Annotated in this window: 13 protein-coding genes, 1 other RNA gene, 1 pseudogene and 1 riboswitch; of the genes and pseudogenes, 1 reads left to right on the plus strand and 14 read right to left on the minus strand. The window is 49.9% G+C overall.

Features of this window, described 5'->3' with window-relative positions:
- Positions 1-122: 122 nt before the first annotated feature.
- On the minus strand, positions 123-5,519 hold the full coding sequence (locus tag BCS36_RS09060; RefSeq protein WP_291302576.1) for a VCBS domain-containing protein: 5,397 nt from the start codon (positions 5,517-5,519) through the stop codon (positions 123-125).
- Between the two features lie 1,308 nt (positions 5,520-6,827).
- Between BCS36_RS09060 and BCS36_RS09065 the strand changes: the two genes are divergently transcribed.
- Complete coding sequence (locus tag BCS36_RS09065) at positions 6,828-7,034, plus strand: hypothetical protein (protein WP_291302577.1); 207 nt, start codon at positions 6,828-6,830, stop codon at positions 7,032-7,034.
- A gap of 460 nt (positions 7,035-7,494) precedes the next feature.
- A riboswitch (cobalamin riboswitch) is annotated at positions 7,495-7,681 on the plus strand.
- 700 nt (positions 7,682-8,381) lie between these two features.
- On the opposite strand, the gene BCS36_RS09070 is transcribed toward BCS36_RS09065, so the two are convergent.
- The 13 genes and pseudogenes from BCS36_RS09070 to BCS36_RS09130 form a co-directional block, all read right to left on the minus strand.
- On the minus strand, positions 8,382-8,795 hold the full coding sequence (locus tag BCS36_RS09070; RefSeq protein WP_291302578.1) for a pyridoxamine 5'-phosphate oxidase family protein: 414 nt from the start codon (positions 8,793-8,795) through the stop codon (positions 8,382-8,384).
- Positions 8,796-8,821: 26 nt separating this feature from the next.
- Positions 8,822-9,265 carry a MarR family transcriptional regulator gene (locus BCS36_RS09075; protein ID WP_291302579.1) on the minus strand — a complete coding sequence of 148 codons (444 nt, stop codon included), beginning with the start codon at positions 9,263-9,265 and terminating at the stop codon, positions 8,822-8,824.
- A 689-nt stretch (positions 9,266-9,954) separates the two neighbouring features.
- A pseudogene (gene tnpA / locus BCS36_RS09080) lies at positions 9,955-10,431 on the minus strand (IS200/IS605 family transposase).
- Positions 10,432-11,096: 665 nt separating this feature from the next.
- The gene (locus BCS36_RS09085; RefSeq protein ID WP_291302580.1) at positions 11,097-11,285 is read right to left on the minus strand and encodes a hypothetical protein; all 189 of its coding nucleotides are present in this window, start codon (positions 11,283-11,285) and stop codon (positions 11,097-11,099) included.
- 230 nt (positions 11,286-11,515) lie between these two features.
- The gene (locus BCS36_RS09090; protein WP_291302581.1) at positions 11,516-12,160 is read right to left on the minus strand and encodes a hypothetical protein; all 645 of its coding nucleotides are present in this window, start codon (positions 12,158-12,160) and stop codon (positions 11,516-11,518) included.
- Positions 12,157-13,023, minus strand: a complete 867-nt coding sequence (locus tag BCS36_RS09095) for a radical SAM protein (protein ID WP_291302582.1) — start codon at positions 13,021-13,023, stop codon at positions 12,157-12,159. Before BCS36_RS09095 ends, BCS36_RS09090 begins: the two co-directional genes overlap by 4 nt.
- An 85-nt stretch (positions 13,024-13,108) precedes the next feature.
- Complete coding sequence (locus tag BCS36_RS09100; RefSeq protein WP_291302583.1) at positions 13,109-13,237, minus strand: hypothetical protein; 129 nt, start codon at positions 13,235-13,237, stop codon at positions 13,109-13,111.
- A gap of 328 nt (positions 13,238-13,565) precedes the next feature.
- Positions 13,566-13,943: a transfer-messenger RNA gene (ssrA, locus tag BCS36_RS09105) on the minus strand.
- 48 nt (positions 13,944-13,991) lie between these two features.
- Positions 13,992-14,525 (minus strand): hypothetical protein, encoded by a 534-nt coding sequence (locus BCS36_RS09110; RefSeq protein ID WP_291302584.1) that lies wholly within the window; start codon positions 14,523-14,525, stop codon positions 13,992-13,994.
- A 296-nt stretch (positions 14,526-14,821) separates the two neighbouring features.
- Complete coding sequence (locus tag BCS36_RS09115; RefSeq protein ID WP_291302585.1) at positions 14,822-16,420, minus strand: AAA family ATPase; 1,599 nt, start codon at positions 16,418-16,420, stop codon at positions 14,822-14,824.
- A gap of 65 nt (positions 16,421-16,485) precedes the next feature.
- The gene (locus tag BCS36_RS09120; RefSeq protein WP_291302586.1) at positions 16,486-17,322 is read right to left on the minus strand and encodes an ABC transporter permease; all 837 of its coding nucleotides are present in this window, start codon (positions 17,320-17,322) and stop codon (positions 16,486-16,488) included.
- Positions 17,322-18,353 (minus strand): ABC transporter permease, encoded by a 1,032-nt coding sequence (locus tag BCS36_RS09125; protein ID WP_291302587.1) that lies wholly within the window; start codon positions 18,351-18,353, stop codon positions 17,322-17,324. Before BCS36_RS09125 ends, BCS36_RS09120 begins: the two co-directional genes overlap by 1 nt.
- A gap of 9 nt (positions 18,354-18,362) precedes the next feature.
- On the minus strand, positions 18,363-18,890 hold the full coding sequence (locus BCS36_RS09130; RefSeq protein ID WP_179981615.1) for a hypothetical protein: 528 nt from the start codon (positions 18,888-18,890) through the stop codon (positions 18,363-18,365).
- Between the last annotated feature and the right edge of the window lie 6 nt (positions 18,891-18,896).

Here is an 18,896-nt window from a genome sequence, read left to right on the forward strand (position 1 = left end):
CCAAAGAGGAGAAATGGGACCAATCTCGCCTCCGCCAGAATTATCAGCTATACAGGCGACAGAAACAGAACCACAAAGAATCTACCACTAACATTTAACCTGGTACAAAAAAACGGGGCTGGTCACACGTCAGGGTGGTCGTTATTCAGGGTGTAGGTATAGCTGCCATCAGGCATAAGGGTGATGGTGCCGTACTTGGTGACAATCATATTGTCAGTGCCCCTGGTGCTTGCGTCTCCGCTATCAGAGGACGTAAAGCCCGTCAGCTTGAGGCCGGCATCGTAGTAGCCATCGCCGCCCACCTTGCCTTTGGCCGTGTACTCCACATCTTCTTTGACGGAATTGTGCTGATCTTCCAGCCCGGTGCCAGGGTGCCCACCGCCGCCTTCGCCCGGATTGGGATTGGGATCAGGATTGCCCGTACCGCCACCGCCACCGTGGTCCGCATCAGGACCGGCAACCTTGATGACAAGTTTGATGGGGTCTTCAGACGTGGCATTGTGGGGGTCGCGCACATAGACGTCAAAGATTTCTTCCGTAATGGCTTTAGAGTCCCCGTCGACAAGGTCTTTGTAGTTAGCGCCGTACTTGTCCAGAGTATACTGGTACGAACCATCGCGCTGGATAATAAGCGTGCCGTATTTGCCGACAATCTCCTGCACCAGGTTGCCCTGGGCCTCGCCAGTGGCGGCTTTGCCGTCAACAGCAAAGAAGACGAGTCTGCTCTGATCGCCGTGGTCGACGTCCTTGACGATACTTTGCGATTGGAGCGATCCGTTTACGGTAAGGTTCCCACCATTTGTCCTATCCCAATGGGCCATTTCGTCGCTGTCCACAACAACGGCATGGCCATCCCTCTGGTCAAAAGTGAACTTGGAGGTGACTGTTTTTTCGGTGAGACTGTTGGTGTAGGTCACCGAAACGCCGCCGGATGTTTCTGAGGTCACCACCGGAGCGTCATTGGTGCCATTGATGGTGATCACCAGATTATCTTTGGTCGTTTCGCCATCGTGATTTGTTCCCGCACCGGTCACGGTGACAGGCACGGTTATGACTACGGATTCTCCAACGGCAAGGTTGTTTATGGGCGCACCAAGGGCATCACCGTCCTTGAGAGGTTCAAACGTGTACTTTCCATCGGGCCAGAGCGTGAGAGTGCCGTAGCCGTTGATGGTGTACACGGAGGAGCCGTTGCTGCCGGAAACAGGGCCGCTGATGTCGCCGATGTTCGCGCCGTCGTTTTCAGCCGCTGCGGGAAAGCTCACAGTGGGTTTTTCGTACGTATAGGCATCGGAGACGCCTGAACCGGAACCGGGCCTGTCTGACAAGTCCGGATCGTCCACATGGAGTTGCCCATTGATCACAAAATCTGTATCAGCAGGCCTTCCGTTGTTGGGGTGGTTCGCGCCAAGGTGGTGCACATGTCCGTGGCTGCTCGTGCCGTCATAATGCAGATAGTAGTAGGTCTCGCCCGGCAGGTCCGAGCCGTCCACGCCGTCTTCCTTGATACCGCCCTTATTGCCCTCAAGGGTGCCAGGATCATCATTGCCGTTGATGGTGATGACGATGGGCTTTACTTCGGAGTATGCGCCGTTGGGGTCTTTTACGCGCACGTAAAAGGTATCTTCAGCGGTTTCGTTGTTGTTGAGCCAGGTGAGATCATTGGTGCGGGTATAGGTAAACGCGCCCGTCTGCTGATTGATTTCAAGAATGCCGAACTTGCCCTGGACAATAAATGTGTCGCTTTTGAGGTCAAAGTTGGCTTCATCGGACAGATCATCACCACGCAGAGCGTCGTTGGAAACGGATTTTCCGGGCAGCAGGTTGACCAGCGAGAAAGTAAAGCCGTCACCGGCAGATACAACTTCAGAATGCCATGTCTGGTCTGTCGGGTCGTACGTGCCGGCATCCTCATAGTCTGTAATGGCAATTTGCCCCTTGAGAATCTTGCCTTCGCCGTCAAATCCACTGCCAGTATTCTTGCCATAGTGTTCTTCCATGGACATATCAAGAGTGCCAAGGTCAATGATGGGTCTGTCATTGGTGCCTTGCACTGTGACATCGGCAGGCGTCGTGTTCACAGGCGGGCCTGTGATGACATGATTGCTGTCGGTTTCATACACCCGCACTTCAAAGTCGTCAGACAGCTTTTCGTTGAAGTTCAGCTTCTGCACATCGGGGTTATCGTTGTTGAGTTCATACGTATACTTGAACGGAGGAGTGTCGTCGGTCGCTCCGTCCGCCTTGGTGCGCTCGATAATGAGCTTTCCGTATTTGAGCTCGATTTCGATGGAGTCCTTCCCGCTCATGAGCGTGTTGACGTCATGAAGGCCGCCGTCGCCGTCTGCGATAACGTAGTGCATCTTGGCATCTGCGCCGGGATTGTTCAGGGCTTCCTGGTCGCTCTTGTCAACATCGTGGGCGTAGATTTTGCCGGTGGATTCGGGCTGTCCCTTTTCTTCGTTCTGGTACTGCGCCTTGTACACCGTGTCCTGACTGTCGGTAGCCCGCACAAATCCGGCAGGCATAACGCCGTTTTCCACAACAATGCCACGGCCGCCGGAAAGCCCGGTGCTGGTGGGATCATCACTGCCGACCACTTCAAAAATCAGCTGTTTTTCATCATACGCGCCAAACTGGTCACGGATGGTGAGGGTGAAGTCATCCTTGCCAATTTCATTTTTGCCCACAGCGGCGGCGCGTATGGGATCTATCACATAGCGGTAAGTGTAGGTGTCGTTGGTATGGTCACTACCTGAGGAGGTGCGCACAACATACAGGTCGCCGTACAATCCGCTGACCTTGATGGTGTTGTCGGATGTGCTGCTGGCCAGATCAATGCCATCGGCGTGAGTGGTATTGTTTTCTACCTTGATGTCGAGGCCGTTCTTCATGTCCAGCGCATCCACATCGTGGATGGTCAGCTTGCCAGTGGCCGTCTGGACACTCTTGTCATCCTGGAAAATGCCGCCCACATCGCCGGTCATGGCGGCATTGTCGTGCGCGATGGTGAGTTCGGGAACGTCGTTGGTGCCGACAATGGTAATGACAATCTGGCCATTGCCCACTGTGGTGTCCTGTCCGTCGCTTACCGTGGGCGAAAGGGTTATGACCTTTTGTTCACCTTCGCTCAGTCTGTCTGCGGGGCCGCCGGATGCATTATTGAGAGTAAATGTAAAGGTTCCATCGGCATTCATGACCAGAGTGCCATAGTAATTGTCATTGCCGGGAGCCTGGTCGGTAACGGTGCCGTTGGCAAGATAATAGACAGTGGTCGAGCCGTCCGCAGCCGCAGCAATGGGCGATCCGCTTGAATTGGCCATGCCGTAAGTCAGCTTGGCGTCGTCGCCGAAGTCCACGTCATCAGCCTTGACGTGACCGTTAAAGGTCAGTTTGTGCTGCTCATTGCGCGTGGCGTCGTCAGCCAGACTGGCATCACCGACATCCTTGGTGGGAGTTTTTTCCGCGACATTGGGGAAGAGGTCATTGTCATTGGGCGCGAACACGCCGCTTTCCTTAACAGTGCCCTTGCTGCCTTCAGTAAAATAAGGAGCGTCATTCGCGCCAACAATCTGAAGTTTCAAATGAATATCGTTCCATGCGCCGAATTCGTCCTTAACAACGACGTCAACTCCCACAAGCAGGGTGTCGCCCTCGTTCATGCCCTGAACGCAGGTGGAACTGTTCTTGAGGGTAAAGGAGTAGGAGGCGCCGTTGGATCCGCTGTTGGTGGTAATCGCCAGCGTGCCGTAATAGTCTGTGGTGTTCAGTGCATGAAAGTCCGCTTCGGTAAGCAGAACATAACCATCAGCGCCGTTGGGCACGACATAAAGCTTGCTGACCATCTCCTCCTGGCCAGAAGAAGACGTCACCTTGAAGCCATAGCGCAGCTGAGCGTCATTGTCGTAGTCCGTGGCGGTTATCGAGCCTGTGACTTTGACGTTGTCGTTGGCGCCGCTGGCATCATTGGCCTTGCCGGATTCCTTGATGCTTTCATGGTTCACGCCATTTTCGTCGGGCAACATCTGCGCGTTGTTCCAGTGTGCGGCATCGTCGGTGAAAATCGGGCGGTCATTGGTGCCAATGATATTTACGTCAATGGTGTTGTCTCCGCCCACAGGGATGCTGCCGTCACGCAGGTGGTCGACATCATAGTCCTTCAGGCCATACTCGTCCTGCACTGAAGGCCTGAATTGCAAGTGCACTTCCTGGCCTTCAGCAAGAGCGTTGGTTTTGCCGCCAGACTCAGTGCCGGTAAGGGTAAACGTATAGCTGCCTGATGAAGTATCAAGGCTGAGGTCGCCATATTCAGTGTGGTAAATGGTGATGTTGGGATTGGCGGAGTCAACTTCAATGCCTGTGACTGTTACGGGCAGTGTTCCATCAACAAAGCCCACAACACTGCCGACAGCCAGGGCGTTGCCAGAATTGTCAGCGATGCCGTAGGTCAGTACGCTGTCGTGATCAGGATCGCGCGCGATGATCTGGCCTTCAATGGCGGTTCTGTGCTGATCCGGCCCTGTGCCGCCAGCCTGGGTGGAGGCGTTTTCATTGGGATCAAGCGTGTTGGTGGTGTCTTTTTGACCGTAGCTTCCCGCAAAGACGCCGTCCTCTTTCAGCACAACGTCATCAACCCTGATAATGTCGGGTGCGTCATTGGTGCCTTCAATTACGACATTGATGGGTTGTGTTATGCCGGTATTGATGCCGTCAGTGACGGAGACAACAATGCTGTCAGTGTGGATTTCGCCCTGTTTCAGCGAGTCTGCGTTACCGTAGTCTTCATTGTTCAGGGTGTAGGTATAGTCGTAGGTCACATTTGAACCGGTGTTGGAAGGCGTAATGGTAAATGTGCCGTAATCGGTGGTTATGGTGGTGGTGCCTGTGGCATTAACGGCATAGGAGGTCCCGTTAATGACGACAGAGGCGCTGAGGGAATCGCCGTCAGGATCATTGGCTGTAAAGCTGCCGCTCATGGTGGGCACGCCAGGCTCAGGAACAAAGTTTCCAGAGGGGGTTTTAGCCCAGCCGGATTCCTTGAGCGAAAGGGTAATCAATTCGCCATTGGTATTCAGAATAGGGGACAGGTTGGGCACCGGCGCACTCAAAAGGTTTTCAGAATCGGCAGTGCCGAGGGAAAAACCATAGTCAAGCCCGCCAAGATGGTCCAGGCCGCCTTGCAGGTCGCTATTGACGTATTCGCTGTAGTGGCTGTCGCGCCCCGTGGTTGCAGGGCCAGCCGCAGGCATGAGGTCCGGGCCCATGGCGGCAAAAAAGTCGGCGCTGCTGACGAGCTGACCGTCAACTTCGAAATTTGGGGCAGTGTCCTTGGTATATTCTGTGTAGAAATTTTCAACACGGACGCTGGAGCCGTCGTCAAAGCGGAACAAAAGGTCATTGCCAGAACGCTCAAGGGTTGCTTCGTCAGCAGGGAAGTTCAAAGCAATTCGCGCATCGGCTTCCGCTGACACAAGGGCCTGCTGCGAAGCCGCTGGACGGGTAATAGTAACAGTACGCATGAATGCCTCCAAAAAGCTTTTTCGCGAACTGAAAAACAGCTCAAGCGAAAAGGCTAGCTGTTCGCACAGAAATAGTGCGAAAGTTGGTTGCCCGAATCGGGCCTAAGTAGGGGATAAATAGGGAGCAGGCGGTACCTGCTCAAGGCTGCATGCCAATTAAAGACGGCATAGCCTCGTGCTCGTCAGGTGTGCATTGGCAGATTGACGCGCGCAGTGAAAAACGTGGACAGTGAAAAAAACGTGGGTAGTAAATAGAAGTTATTATCAAATGCTGATTCAAATATACGTAGTTTAATGAGCTAGTCAAGGCATACACTTCATTAATTTGCCACGGGCTAATAGAAAACGCCATGCGTAAAGGTATTTTTTAATTGTCACATTTAGTATTTTAAAAAAGCATTTTGATATATTTGAAGCGTGTTTTTATTTATAATGTAATATTGTTTTTTTGTAAAAAAATAACAAGGAAGCCAATTTTTTTTAGAGTTCTGAAATGAGGTTTAGTATAATAATGCATGAAGATGTGTCATATGAATGTCCTGGCAGGCTTAAAAAAATTATCTTTGAGAAAAGATATCAATTTGAACCACAGGTCGCCGGACTGCGAAAAACGCAGCTGGTGTAGGTGTTCCTCCAGGCAGAATGTGGGATGTTTGCGGTAATCATCTATAACAATCACTGAATATTTTATGGAGGATGCGGCATCGGGCAACCCCGTGGGGCCATCGAGTCGCGATTTCGGTACATATGTGAACACCCATAAACAAAGCAGCTTGGTAGCGTGTGGTAGATCCCTTTTTTTCAGATCTGCCGCTTTTTTGTTGTGGCAGGTTTTTCTCGCGGTCATTGGGCAGTTGCAGAGTATGTTTCATAAATATCTACTTGTTGGGGACGAGAACACGCTTGTTCGGTACTATCATTATTATTTGCTGATAACTCAGTATGTTAAATATATTTCGGGGGTTATTCCTTTAATATTTAGCAGCAAATGTAGTTTGCCCTGAGCATAGTTTTAATGTTCCTGGTTTAATAACTAGCTGTATTGTTACTATATTTTAAGGTGCTTTTAGTATGTTATAATCTTCACATTTTGTAGGAATAAAATTGACCAAAATGCTAGGTATATTGCTGAGAACATATGAATGCACTTAAGATCAATCCCATGAAAACGGGTCAGGAAATCACAAAAAAGCCGCGGGTCGGGTCGTGATGTGGTGATGGGGCAATCGGCTGAGTAGCAGAACGCGGCTTTACGCTCCAACGGCCCATCCCCCACACAAAACAGCCAACCTTGTGGGAGGTTCTGTTATGGAAAGCTTAAAGAATGCCTTGTCTGCTGCTGTTGAATTTGGCGAATGCGTTTTTGTTACTGAAAAAGAACGCGGAAATATCGGAATCATCCCCAGAGGCATAACCACCGATTGCGTTTTGTGTGATATCGTATCAGTTTCGCGCTCCTGCGATATGCCAAAGAGAAGGGTAAAGCTGGATCTTGGGGATCTTCAGCTGGTTTAAGCACCTGCACTTGGCAACGCAACCGACTGCAAAGAAAAGGGGCGCGCCCGAGCCACATTCTCGAGTTGCCTGCCGCTCCAACGGTGATGCTTCGCGACATACTGCCTGTGTGCAGTCATGGCTCTGGTGTTGACCACGGCGCCTACTCGGCCAAACACGGCGCTATGAGGTTGCGTAACTACCTACATGAAAGAGTTGCTGGTCACATGCCTGTGGCCTCATTAATAGCGAAATCCTATGAGCTGTTACTGTCCGCTAACAAGGCTCATGACCAGGAAAAATGGTCGTGGGCCTTGTTCTTTTTGTCAGCACAAGGATAAAAAAATCGAAAATAGCGACTATTCCATTTGCAGCGTCATGCATTCCTGTGTGGAGGGCAGGCCCGTGAGCCCGCATGCTTTCCTGACAATGATACGCCCCCTCGAACCGCGCCGGATAAGCCTGTTGACCTTAACTGACTACACTGTATTGCATGAAAATTTATCCAATATTGTGATTGAAAGCGGAAGGCGGTGTAAACCAGCCGAGGACGCGCCACTGTAACCGAAAATCGCAACCACTGTTGCGACAAACAACGGGAGGGTCAGGCGTCATGTTCAGTCATGAAGACCGGAAGATAGGAGATGGCTACTCATAATTACCGAGATTGGCGGGGCGCAGGCAGTACTGTCCGCGTATAGCGCCGGAGTTGTTCGGCAGGGCCAAGCTGGACGGCTTTTTTGTGACTACGATTTGGAAAGGGGCCGTGACTTTTCGCCGCTACGCCATATCCAGAATCAACTGGTTGTGTGCTTGGCCTCTTTTTTACCAGAACCGGCGAGCTGGAAACAAGCGCGCTTCAAAAGCGCGTGGTGCCGAAGCCGAACAACTTGTTCAGCTGCATCAGCTTTGTTGTGTCCGCAGTTCGGCTTTTACTCTGCTGAAGCGGGAATACGCTGAGCGTAGCAGGACCAGTGGAACTGATCTCGATTAGTGCTAGAACTCGTCGCTGAAATCTGAAAATGACAAAAATACGCCGCGACAGTGCTGCCAAAGTGCGGCGTCTTCATGCAGGTTGGCCTTGCGGTAAGTATGGATGCAATTTTGTTGTAGCGCGTCCGTTTTGGTATGTAACGTGACGCCCGGCCAGAGCAAGTCGTGGCCGGGCGTTAAACAAATCTGCTGCGTAGCGCGAAAGGGGAGTCGGGCAACCTTGGAGCGGGTAGCATAATACCTTGGAGAGTCTCTATCCGCATCCGTAAGGTTTGGAGGCGTCCGGTTTGCGCGTTACGGCAAATAGTCTGCACTATGCCTTACAACGTGCGTCTGCGTATACAGCCGCCTGGGAAACCAAACTTTTAGATTGCTCTAAAAGGAACCTTTACGGGGCGGATTGCCGGAAAAATCAGCAATGATGTAGCCGCCATGCTCAATACAGAATGTGGTAAAATCCGGATTGTCCGCTGAGCCGTAAATGCCTTTGATCAGCGGCTGCTCGGACAATATACGCTCTTTTACGGCATGGCTGTCTTCAAAAGAGACCTTTCCAGTTATGCGAACCCAGGTCATGCTTGGGTTGACTGCGCAAATTTCAACTGCGGGATTCATCTGAAGCTGTTTGAACACATCTTTGCTTCTGGATGTGCAGAACCACAACTTGCCAGCCTCCTCAAACTGATACTGAAACGCTCGTACATGCGGCTCATTATTGCAGGACGTGGCAATAAAGCACATGGGCGATTCGGACATAATATCGGAAATTTCTTTTACTGCATTGCTCATGGTAATCCTCGGTTGTCTTGTTGGTTTTAGTTGTTTGTCAGGTTTTGGAGAATTGTTTCAAGGCATTGAATGCACTCTATTTGCTTTTGAGTTTCGATGCCGGTCCAGATTTTTTGCAAAAGCTCAACGGAAACTTCATCTTGCACCTGGCGCATGGCCTCTCCCTTTTCTGACAGGAATACCAGCTGGGCTCGGGCGTCTTGCGGATCGGATTCGCGGCGGCAATACCCTCTGTCTTCAAGAGTGGCTATCAGTCCCGTAACCGTGTTCTTTTTTCTGCCGATGTGCTCCGCCAGTTCGTTCATTTGCATAGGACTTTGCTTGAACAGAGCGTTCAAAACAGCGCCGTGAGCCGGGAGTATGTCGGTGATGCCGCGTTCAGACAGAGAGCTGAGAATCAGGGTGTTTGCCTGCTCACGAATGGCAGCAGCCAGGGCGACAATCGCGCCGGGATTGTTTTGTTTTTTCATGGCTCCCCATGTTTGTTCGCAGGCGAACTATTGCGGGTTTCTTTTTAGTTCGCCCGCGAACATAAGTCAACAATTTTCTCAAAAAGAATGACATGTGCCACTACAGGCTGTAATTCATAACATTTTGTGGCGCAATCTGACCATTTGTTCTTGGCTCCGCTTTTCAATCGCATCAGGCATGGCATGGCAACTTGCTGGACGCTTTAGGGGATTCCAAAAAGTTTAATATTGTCACGCGGGTGCGTCTGGCGCATCCGAACGCCAGATGATTTATGGACGCAGGGCCGTCGTGGTAAAAAATCATGGGGCTGTTCGTTAAAGCTCACTTAAAGCTGTGACTGGGACAGGAATGCAGCGGACGAGATATGCGCTGATATGCGACGGCAAATATTTAACCAGCGAAAAAAGGCTCATGAGTCCTTACCAGGCATCATGAGCCGTGCAGAAAAATTTGATGGTGTAGGCGGGGGCTAAGGAACGGGGTTCTTCAGACGAAGTTATGATGAAAGAGGTTGTAGAGATGGCGGCTTAATGTCTCTTCCATCTGCTTATATGTCTTTGAAGGAGTCCAAAGAGGGTGCCGTCAACTGCCTCCTTATTATGTCAGCAGTTGGCAACACTGCAAATCAGCACCACCCGCATAGCGGGTGGTTTGCTCTGGCCCTGTAAGGGCCTGTTGCCGGCTGCGCCTAAAGACGCTGGCTTTCACTGCGTTCAAGCCCAGTGCCATTGTCGCTTTGGCTACCCCTTGAAGGGGTTTGATACTCGCGCGTACTCAACTTATCTTGCAAAATGTCATGCTTCTCCTGCTGCTGGATATATTTTTTGATCGTTGCCTCGTTGAGTCCGACTGTGCTGACATAGTATCCTTCGGCTCAAAACTTTCTGTTGCCGAACTTGTACTTAAGGTTTGCGTGGTTATCAAAGATCATCAGTGAGCTTTTGACTTTCAAATACCCCATAAAACTCGATACGCTGATCTTTGGCGGGATACTCACCAGCATGTGTATATGGTCTGGCATCAAATGTCCTTTTAAAATCTCTACCCCTTTGTACTTACAAAGACTCTGCATGATTTCTTTTATACTATCGCGCAGTTGTGCGAATATTATTTTTCTTCGATACTTAGGGGTAAACACGATCAGGAAGGGTGTTTTTATGTGTATAACACTTTGTCCCCACCCGCATAGCGGGTGGTTCTCTGTTTCGCGCGCTGGCGCGCTCAACTGGCTAAAGCCATAAAAGAAAGGGCCGGGGGATCCCGGCCCTGAATGTTAATGTTTTCCACTACTGTGGTGTACGGCCATGGCTGAATAGCCTAGGCATAGAGAGCTTCTCATCGGCATTGTTCGCCAAGTTTCGTGGCTATAAGCCTGAATAGCAGGGTGGACTTTCCTCATCTTGGGAGATGTTCTTGCACATAGCTGAATCCTCCTTGTGATGTATGAGGATGCTCTAGAGCTTGATTAATTCATGCAGAAAATCATTACAAAATGCAAGTAAAATAAATTTAGTAATTATATATAGTTGAATAGAATATGCTGTTTTAACTTGTAAAAAAGTACGCAGTAGTCGCAGAGGTCTGGTTCAGCAATGGATTATGTGGAGGTTTTGCCGCTGTGGCATGTCAAAAGATGGTGGCGTCCGATCCTGATCGCGGTGGAGTGTAACCCCACGTCAATAAGCTGGAAGATAAGGTCATGTTCAGGAAAGACCTTCAACATAGCCAAAACAAAAGCCTCACGAGCCTTTGTGAGACATCGTGAGCCTTGCTGAAATTGTTTGATGGTGGAAGGGATGGGAATAATACGATTAGCATAATAAGCTGTATTTATTTGGTGTGCTGCAAGGTGATATCAATTTTTGCCTCCAATTTTACCCCCCTCGCTTTGAAAATTGGGAACAGAAAGAGCGCCCCGTTTTGAGCGCCTGTACTGTTCTTACATAGCTTCATTAAGGGGGCTGTGGAAAGAGCACCGAGCGCCTTAGCAATCTTCATTATGGTGTCAAAGCGCTGCATTGCACTGGGGGGTAAGGCTTTTGCAAAGGTTCTCACCACAAGTCCGTATCCAGAAAGCTAAGCGATATCTTGGGCTGCCACGTCAGAGAGAGTGGCTATAAGGGAGACATCAGGATATTCGCCGGGTACGCCGCCTCTTCTGACATTTTAGCCTTCAAAATATGCAGAGGGATAAAGGGATGTGGCAACTATACTTCATTTATCAAAAAAATAGTGTATAAAGATATTGCTTACGATGTAGAATCGCCATTTACAAGACTAGCCGCATAGTGTTCATATTTTTCATATAAGAAAATTTCTAGCTCATTTATTTCTTTAAACAATGTTGGAATATAAAAACCAGCTGATATAAAGATAAGCACAGCAAACAAGATTATCCAACATACTGAAAATATGGGGTCAGGCTTTAAAAAGGACCAATTTGATTTTTCGGCTAAATATAAAGTGCAATTTGATAAAATATAGCCGAATAGCGGTGCAAAAAATCCATTATCTATTCTTACGTAGTAATATGAATATCTATTGGTAATTTCGTCAACAATATATTCGATTTTGTAATCATCAACAGCCTTCATTGGTAGGGATTTTGACAGTACATATTTTGCGTTAGAGAAATTATCTTTGAATGTTACTTCTCTTTTAAAGAGAAATAATCTTTTCTTTCTAAATGGCGATGCTATTGATATTGATATCTGATGAAGAAGTATGCCAATTGGAGATGAGAGTCCTACTGAAGTTAATAAGGCGAAAAAAGTATCAAAACCCTTACCATTCTCTTGTGTGAGAGATACATTATTAAAATATGGAATCAAAAATAAAGCCATCCAAAAGAAAAATGTCATTCCTACAATTTGAAATCTCAAGAATTGCTTCATGCTTGTCCCCTACTTTGTCCAGGACAGTTAAAAATATCAGTAAGTTGTTCTTTATCTCTGTTGAATGATTTAATAGAGGCAAATAAGTTTTCAATAATGTCGATTGTTGTGTATGAGAACATAGTTTTCTGCTTAACCGATGGGCAGGGGAGGATGTTTCCCCAAAAATCTATATGGAAAAATTTTGTTCCAGAGTCGCATCTAGCGCTACTATGCAAAGAAGAGCGACATTTGCATATAGATGGAAAGCCTTCAAAGTGAACCTTGCCTGCATATTTTTTCAAGAGGAGAGGAGCAGATGCTATAATTTTATTGTTTTCAGGAGCAAGAAATTTCTCTTCTCCCTTTGCACGTCCTTGTCCTACAAGTCGAAGCATTCTCACTTTATCTACATTTAGTTCATTAATTAAAAAATCAAGAGTTGTTTCTATATTTCTGTATGTTTTGTCAAACATTACACAGTTAATTTCGACTTTCAAGTCAATTGATTTTGATTTTTTTATTTCATCAATAATTCTTTTTGTTATTTCTCTTCTCAATAAACTATCATTTATACACTCATCAGAAGAGTGGAGACTAAAAACAACTTTCTCAAGTCCGTTATTTTTAAGTAAATCCCAATCTGGATGTTTTTTTCCATCTAGACTCATTATTCCCGTGGTAAACATTGTCGTCAAATATGTATTTTTAGATAAATATTCAACAATTTCGTATATATTTTTATGCAATAAAGGCTCTCCTCCAGTTAATACCACTTCAACATTAGAGTTTGTTTTAAGTTTATCTATTCTGTTTTTTACTAAATAAAATTCTAATTCATCCCTTGTATTGTCAGAAAGACTTGAACAGTGAATACATTCCATGAGGCATTGCAGATTTATTTCAAAATGAACTTCGTAATCTACACGCATACTGCTCACCTCTCGTATTCTCCGTTAAAATGTTGGCTCACTCCACATGCTCAAGAGCAATATCCTGAAAAGTCGGAGCCTCCCGTTCGGCCTTGGCTTTCTTCTTCTTCTTCTTCTTCTTCTTCTTCTTCTTCTTCGTGCCGGGGGCACAGCTTTCACGCAGCATTCTTTGGCGTCATCCTGTTTATCACGGGCTTTCAAAAGCAAAACGGTAGGCCATGCGCCGAAGGAGAGACGTTTCTCCTTGCCGTCAGCGGGAACTCCGTGCGCCAATGTTTGCCGCCCGCTACGGACACTTCAAGATACAGTCCGCCGACATCGGCATAGCGCTCGATTTTGCCGTTGGACTTTATATTCTTGATTTTGACTTAAATTTGCCCCCATGATGAGCGGGATGTCAAGGGTAGAAGTGGCTCCTTGCGAAACGCCAATCACCATAAAAGCCAAGTCCCACAATGCTTATGAAACATTGTGGGACTTTTTGAAAAGGCTAATGGTGGAGGCGGGGGGAATCGAACCCCCGTCCGAGAACATTCCACTCGAAGCATCTACAGGTTTAGTTCAGGAATAGATTTCACCACGTTGTTGGCCCCTGAACAGGCGCAACGCAGCAATCTCGCCGGTAACCTCCTCGCGGAAAACCCCGGTGAGCTCCGGTCTCCGCCAGCCTGATAAGTGTCGCCATCCAGGGTTATCAGGCATGGCCCTGGACGACGTGACCGTTAAACGGTCGTTGCCTCGCTGTTATTAGGCAGCGTAAGCGTAGTCGTAATCGTTGTTGGCAATTACTTTTGTGCCGCTTTTTACGAGGCCAGCGGCGCCTCGACCTGCCGCTAAGGCTTCCACGTCCCCGTCGAAACCAGTGCGCCCCCATATATGGTGGAAAAGGAATATAAGACTGTTATGCCCAATTGGCAAGCTCAGCGTATATAGAAATGTGAAAGCGGGCCTTTGAGGCACATATGGTATCGGCTGAACAGAGAGGCTTCCTGTGTTTCGTCCTGCGCTGCCAGCGCTTGCTGGGCCTGTGAAGCCACTGAGAGACCGTGGGACAACAGGGCCGCATGAGCCATTTGCTGAAAAAGCCGCTGCAGACTGGGTTGTTGGGCGATAATGCGACATAACCCTTCCGCATCCGCATCGTTGCCTTCAACTACAAGCTTTCCCTCAGGAGACAGGTACAGCAGCAGCCGACTTTCAAGCTTCAGGCCAACTTGTTCAACCTGGCTGTGGATATGCGCCATAAAGGCTTCCTGCATGATCTCAAGTCGGGTTTCCAGAGCCTCAACAAGGCTGTCACCCGAGCGCTCAAGCTCGCGCAGAATTTGCAGAGTTGTTTCATCAAGGGCAGACAGGGGGGAGTCTTGGTACATCCCAAGGTGCTGATTGGATGAAACTTTGCCGGACTGCACGTGGAGCATGCTGTTTATCTGGTTTTGGCTTTCAGGTGTCACAGGCTACCCCGCATATGCTTATGGTCATTTTTTCCGTGTAAAGTCACAGTGCCATATATAAAGCAAGATGGGTGCCACACCGACCAGAAATAGCCACTGTCAGAAAATATTCTAGAAAATATTAAGAATATCTTCAAAGTACAATCTGTCGTTGAGATATCATTACCGAAAAAGGGGGAAGGGGGCGGAGCAGGGCGCCAAAAAATGAGCGCTTTTGAGCTGCAATAAACAGCGGCAAAATCTTCCGGCAGCTTTCAGTCTTTGCGGAACCCTGGCGACCAGGGCATTGATGCCGGCTATTGCGCCTCAAGGCTGTGGGCTAAGGCCTCGCCCTGTGCGCCTCCACCGGCCATACGGGCCAGTTCTTCATGGCGGGCCGCCTTGTCCAGTGGCAGGCAAAGTGTGAAGGTGGCGTTGTCACGTATGGTTTTGCTGATCTGAAAATGCTTGCGTGCCCTGGCCGCGAGCTGTGGCCAATGCGTTATAAGAAGCATCTGGCGACTGCTTGCCAGTGCGTACAGTTTCTCAGCCAGTTTGTTGAGCGTAAGTCCGCCTACGCCAGCGTCAACTTCATCAAAAATAAAAATGGCGCTTCCTTCATCTTGCCGTACGCTAGCCAAAGCCAGCAAAAAGCGCGAAAGCTCGCCACCCGAGGCTATTTTATCCAGAGGTTGCGGAGGTTGGCCTGGGTTGGGCGCCCACAGGATGCGCCCTCGCTCATCCATTATGCCTGGCCAGATTTCATGCTGTTCGAAATGAGGAATGACGCGCACCTGTTCTGAAAAGCCCAGCTGCCGCAGTTCCTCTTCAAGCGCATTGGCCATGTTGGCTGCCGCGCTGCGGCGCAGGGGAAGGATTTGCGCTACAATGCCAGTAAGCTGCTCTGCCAGTGTTTCTTCTTCTCTGCCAAGGCGGGCAAGATCAAGAGCGCAAATGTCAAGAAATGAAAGATTTTCGACGATTTCTTCACGCAAGGATAGTATCTGCGGCAAAGTGCGGTGCAGTTTACGCTTGAGTTGGGCCAGAGCAAAAAGACGTTCTTCAACCTGATCCATATCAGGCAGGTCTTCCATTTGCGGAGGACGGCGCAGACGGCCACCCAGGTGGAACAGTTGCTGGCGAAGTGCGGTAACAGCATCAGCATCGCTTTGCAGGCTGTCGTCATCCCTGGCCATACGTGTGAGGACTTTTTCAAAGTGACTGAGCATGTCCAGCAGGCCTTCAGCATCATCACCGTGCAGAAGGGCCAGAGCCTGCTCATAATTTTCGCGCACATGCTCAAGAGAACGGGCCTTGGCCCGGGTTTCTTCCAGCCGTTCCTCTTCATTTTCTTCTGGAGCGACCTTGTCGATTTCCTGCTGCTGCATTTCAAGCAGTTCGCGCTTTTCAGCCAGCCCGGCCTGACGCTCCAGCAGCGCCTTGCGTTGGGCCGAGGTTTCATTCAGGCGGGCGAGCAGGGCGTCACGTTCTCGCAAGAGTTCCGGTTTGCCAAGGCCACTTTCAAGAAGGCGCGCCTGAAATGCAGGCTGTAAAAGCTTTTGCTGCGCATGCTGGCTGGTGTGCGCTACCAGACGGGGGCGTAAATCACGCAGGCTGTCCTGCGAACGCAGTTCGTCGTTGATGTACAGGCGGCTGCGGCCACTTTCTGCCAGAATCTCGCGGCGCAGAACCATGTCTTCACCATCAAGGGTAAAAAGAGCCTCAACCTGGGCGCGTTCTGTTCCTGCGCGCACCATATCCGCAGACAATCTGTCGCCCAGCAAAAAACCAAGAGCTTTAAGAATAAAGCTCTTGCCGGCTCCGGTTTCACCGGTAAGCACGTTCATGCCCGGTTCGAACTCCAGCTGCATATCTTCGATGAGGGCGAGATTGCGGATGCGCAGGTATTCCAGCATATTATTTACGCCATCGATGATTTAAAGTTAATCTTTAACTTGAAGTCTTTGACTTGCGCAGTGTATCAGCGCCGCAGCCGGGGGTCAAAAATATCGCGCAGGCTTTCACCAAGCAGGTTGTAGCCAAGCACCGTTATGAGGATAGCCAGACCGGGATAAACCGACAGCCACGGGGCGCTTTCGATTACGGCCTTTCCTTCCATAAGCATATTACCCCAGCTGGCAGTGGGGGGCTGGACGCCAAGACCAAGAAAACTCAGGCTCGATTCAACCAGAATGGCCCCGGCAACGCCTAATGTAGCGGTAATAAGCACAGGGGCCAAGGCGTTGGGCAAAATGTGACGTATTAGAATCTTGCCTGTTGGCGTGCCCGCAAGGCGTGCAGCGTCAACAAATTCGCGCTCGCGCAAGCTGAGGGTCTCAGCGCGTACAAGTCGCGTTACGCCCATCCACGAGGTGAGCCCGATGACTATCATTATATTGGTAAGGTCCGGTTCCAGAAAAGCAATGACTGCCAGGATAAGAAAAAATGAAGGAAAACAGAGCATCACATCAACAGCGCGCATGATGGCCTCATCCACCCATCGTCTAAAATAGCCGCTGATGAGCCCCAGCGTGGTGCCAATGCTGATGGATATGCCCACAGCCACAAAACCAACCCAAAGCGATATGCGTCCGCCATAAAGCAGACGGGAAAAAACGTCGCGCCCCAGTCTGTCGGTTCCAAGCCAGAAAAGAGAAGAGGGCGGCTCCAGAATATGATCAAGGTGCAGTGTGTCCGGGTGGTAGGGAGCAATGGCTGGCGCAAGCAGGGCCGCGAGCGACATGCCCAAAACAATGATAAGGCCGAGCAGCAGCATGATATGGCGGCCAAGCAGCTTTTTGAGGGTGTTGGGCAACATCAGGCATCGTCCTTTGCGTTTCTGATGCGCGGATCAGCCAGACCGTAACACACATCGGCAAGCAGGTTGCCAAACAAGGTGAGTACCGCGCCCAGAACAAGATTGCCCATTATCATTGTGTAGTCGCGGGCCATGACCGCGGCGTAAAAAAGCTGTCCAAGGCCCGGCAAGGCAAAAATCGATTCAATGATGACGCTGCCGCCGATGAGGCCGGGCACGGAAAGCCCAAGGAGCGTGATGACGGGCAACAAGGCATTACGCAGCGCGTGGCGTCTGATGATGGTTCCTTCGCTCAGCCCCTTTGCTCTGGCCGTGAGGATATAATCCTGACGCAGCACTTCAAGCATGCAGGCGCGCATATAACGCGACATGCTGGCAAGGCCGCCAACAGTATACACGAGGATGGGCAAAGCCAGGTGTTTGGCCAGATCACAGAGCTTTCCCCACAAGCTCAACTGCTCATAGTTCATGGATGTCAGACCGGAAATGGGCAACCACTGCAACTCGATGCCGAAAAACATCATGAGCAGCAGGGCCAGCCAAAAGGACGGCATGGCAAAACCCAAAAAAACCAAAACCGTGACAGAGCGGTCAAAAAGCGAGTTCTGGCGGCACGCCGAGGCTATGCCGACGGGAATGGCAATAAGCAGCGTAAGAAGCATTGCCGTAACATTCATGCCCACGGTGAGGGGCAAACGTTCCATAATCTTTGTCAGTACCGGGCGGGAATCCGCCGACATGGAGTTGCCAAAATCAAAATGCAGCAGCCGCAGCAGCCAGTCCCAGTATTGCACATAGATGGGGCGGTCGAGGCCGTACAGAACCTCAAGCCTTTGCCGGGCGGCTTCACCAGCCAGGGGGTTCAGGGTGGTTTCCATATCCGTGGGTGAACCCGGAGCCAGGTGTATGACCCAAAAACTGATAAGCGTAATGCCCCATAACACCAGAAGCATCCAGAGCGTTTTGCGCAGGATGCCAGCTGCTATGTCGGCCAGTCTGGCACGGCGGTTATGTGAGGGCAGGGGAGGCATGGCGGCTCTCTATTCGGTACGGGTCATCCACTGGCGCATGTCTTCCACTTCTTTCTGCCATTGAGAGGAAAGCCGCAGGCCAAGAAAGCGGGCATACAGCGCATCGAGAAGGTTGGTGCATACTTCCATAAGGTAAAACTTTTCAAGCAGCAGGGCGTCAGGGTCATCATCGCTGTCGCCCTTGTCGAGCTTGGGGGTTTTCAGGCTGTTAAGGCAAAAATCTTCAGCTTTGAGCGATACCTGAAATGCCAGTTCTTCTTTTTCAAGGCGAATCAAGGCGCGGCTGACTTTTTTGCCTGTGCCAAGGCCAAAGCGCGCCTCACGCAGGGGAGAGAGCGAACCGGAAACTGAGGCGGTTTCACGAGCATCGCCTTCTCCACCCTGAACCACAATTCTCTGTTCCATAGAGACGGAAAAGGGGGCTCCTTCCTTATCAGTGAACGCGCCAGGAGCCGTGTCGCTCTGATACCAGAGCCAGGTCAGAAATTCTTGACCAAGAACAATGTCGGTGGATTCTCCAAGATAGGGCATACTCATGTACTG

Origin of the sequence: Desulfovibrio sp. MES5, assembly GCF_002237645.1 — a bacterium.
GTDB lineage: Bacteria > Desulfobacterota > Desulfovibrionia > Desulfovibrionales > Desulfovibrionaceae > Desulfovibrio.

Coding starts and splice junctions, on each gene's coding strand:
- BCS36_RS09060 (WP_291302576.1), bottom strand. CDS start 5,519: ATGCGTACTGTTACTATTACCCGTCCAGCGGCTTCGCAGCAGGCCCTT.
- BCS36_RS09065 (WP_291302577.1), top strand. CDS start 6,828: ATGGAAAGCTTAAAGAATGCCTTGTCTGCTGCTGTTGAATTTGGCGAA.
- BCS36_RS09070 (WP_291302578.1), bottom strand. CDS start 8,795: ATGAGCAATGCAGTAAAAGAAATTTCCGATATTATGTCCGAATCGCCC.
- BCS36_RS09075 (WP_291302579.1), bottom strand. CDS start 9,265: ATGAAAAAACAAAACAATCCCGGCGCGATTGTCGCCCTGGCTGCTGCC.
- BCS36_RS09085 (WP_291302580.1), bottom strand. CDS start 11,285: ATGCAGCGCTTTGACACCATAATGAAGATTGCTAAGGCGCTCGGTGCT.
- BCS36_RS09090 (WP_291302581.1), bottom strand. CDS start 12,160: ATGAAGCAATTCTTGAGATTTCAAATTGTAGGAATGACATTTTTCTTT.
- BCS36_RS09095 (WP_291302582.1), bottom strand. CDS start 13,023: ATGGAATGTATTCACTGTTCAAGTCTTTCTGACAATACAAGGGATGAA.
- BCS36_RS09100 (WP_291302583.1), bottom strand. CDS start 13,237: ATGCTGCGTGAAAGCTGTGCCCCCGGCACGAAGAAGAAGAAGAAGAAG.
- BCS36_RS09115 (WP_291302585.1), bottom strand. CDS start 16,420: ATGCTGGAATACCTGCGCATCCGCAATCTCGCCCTCATCGAAGATATG.
- BCS36_RS09120 (WP_291302586.1), bottom strand. CDS start 17,322: ATGTTGCCCAACACCCTCAAAAAGCTGCTTGGCCGCCATATCATGCTG.
- BCS36_RS09125 (WP_291302587.1), bottom strand. CDS start 18,353: ATGCCTCCCCTGCCCTCACATAACCGCCGTGCCAGACTGGCCGACATA.
- BCS36_RS09130 (WP_179981615.1), bottom strand. CDS start 18,890: ATGAGTATGCCCTATCTTGGAGAATCCACCGACATTGTTCTTGGTCAA.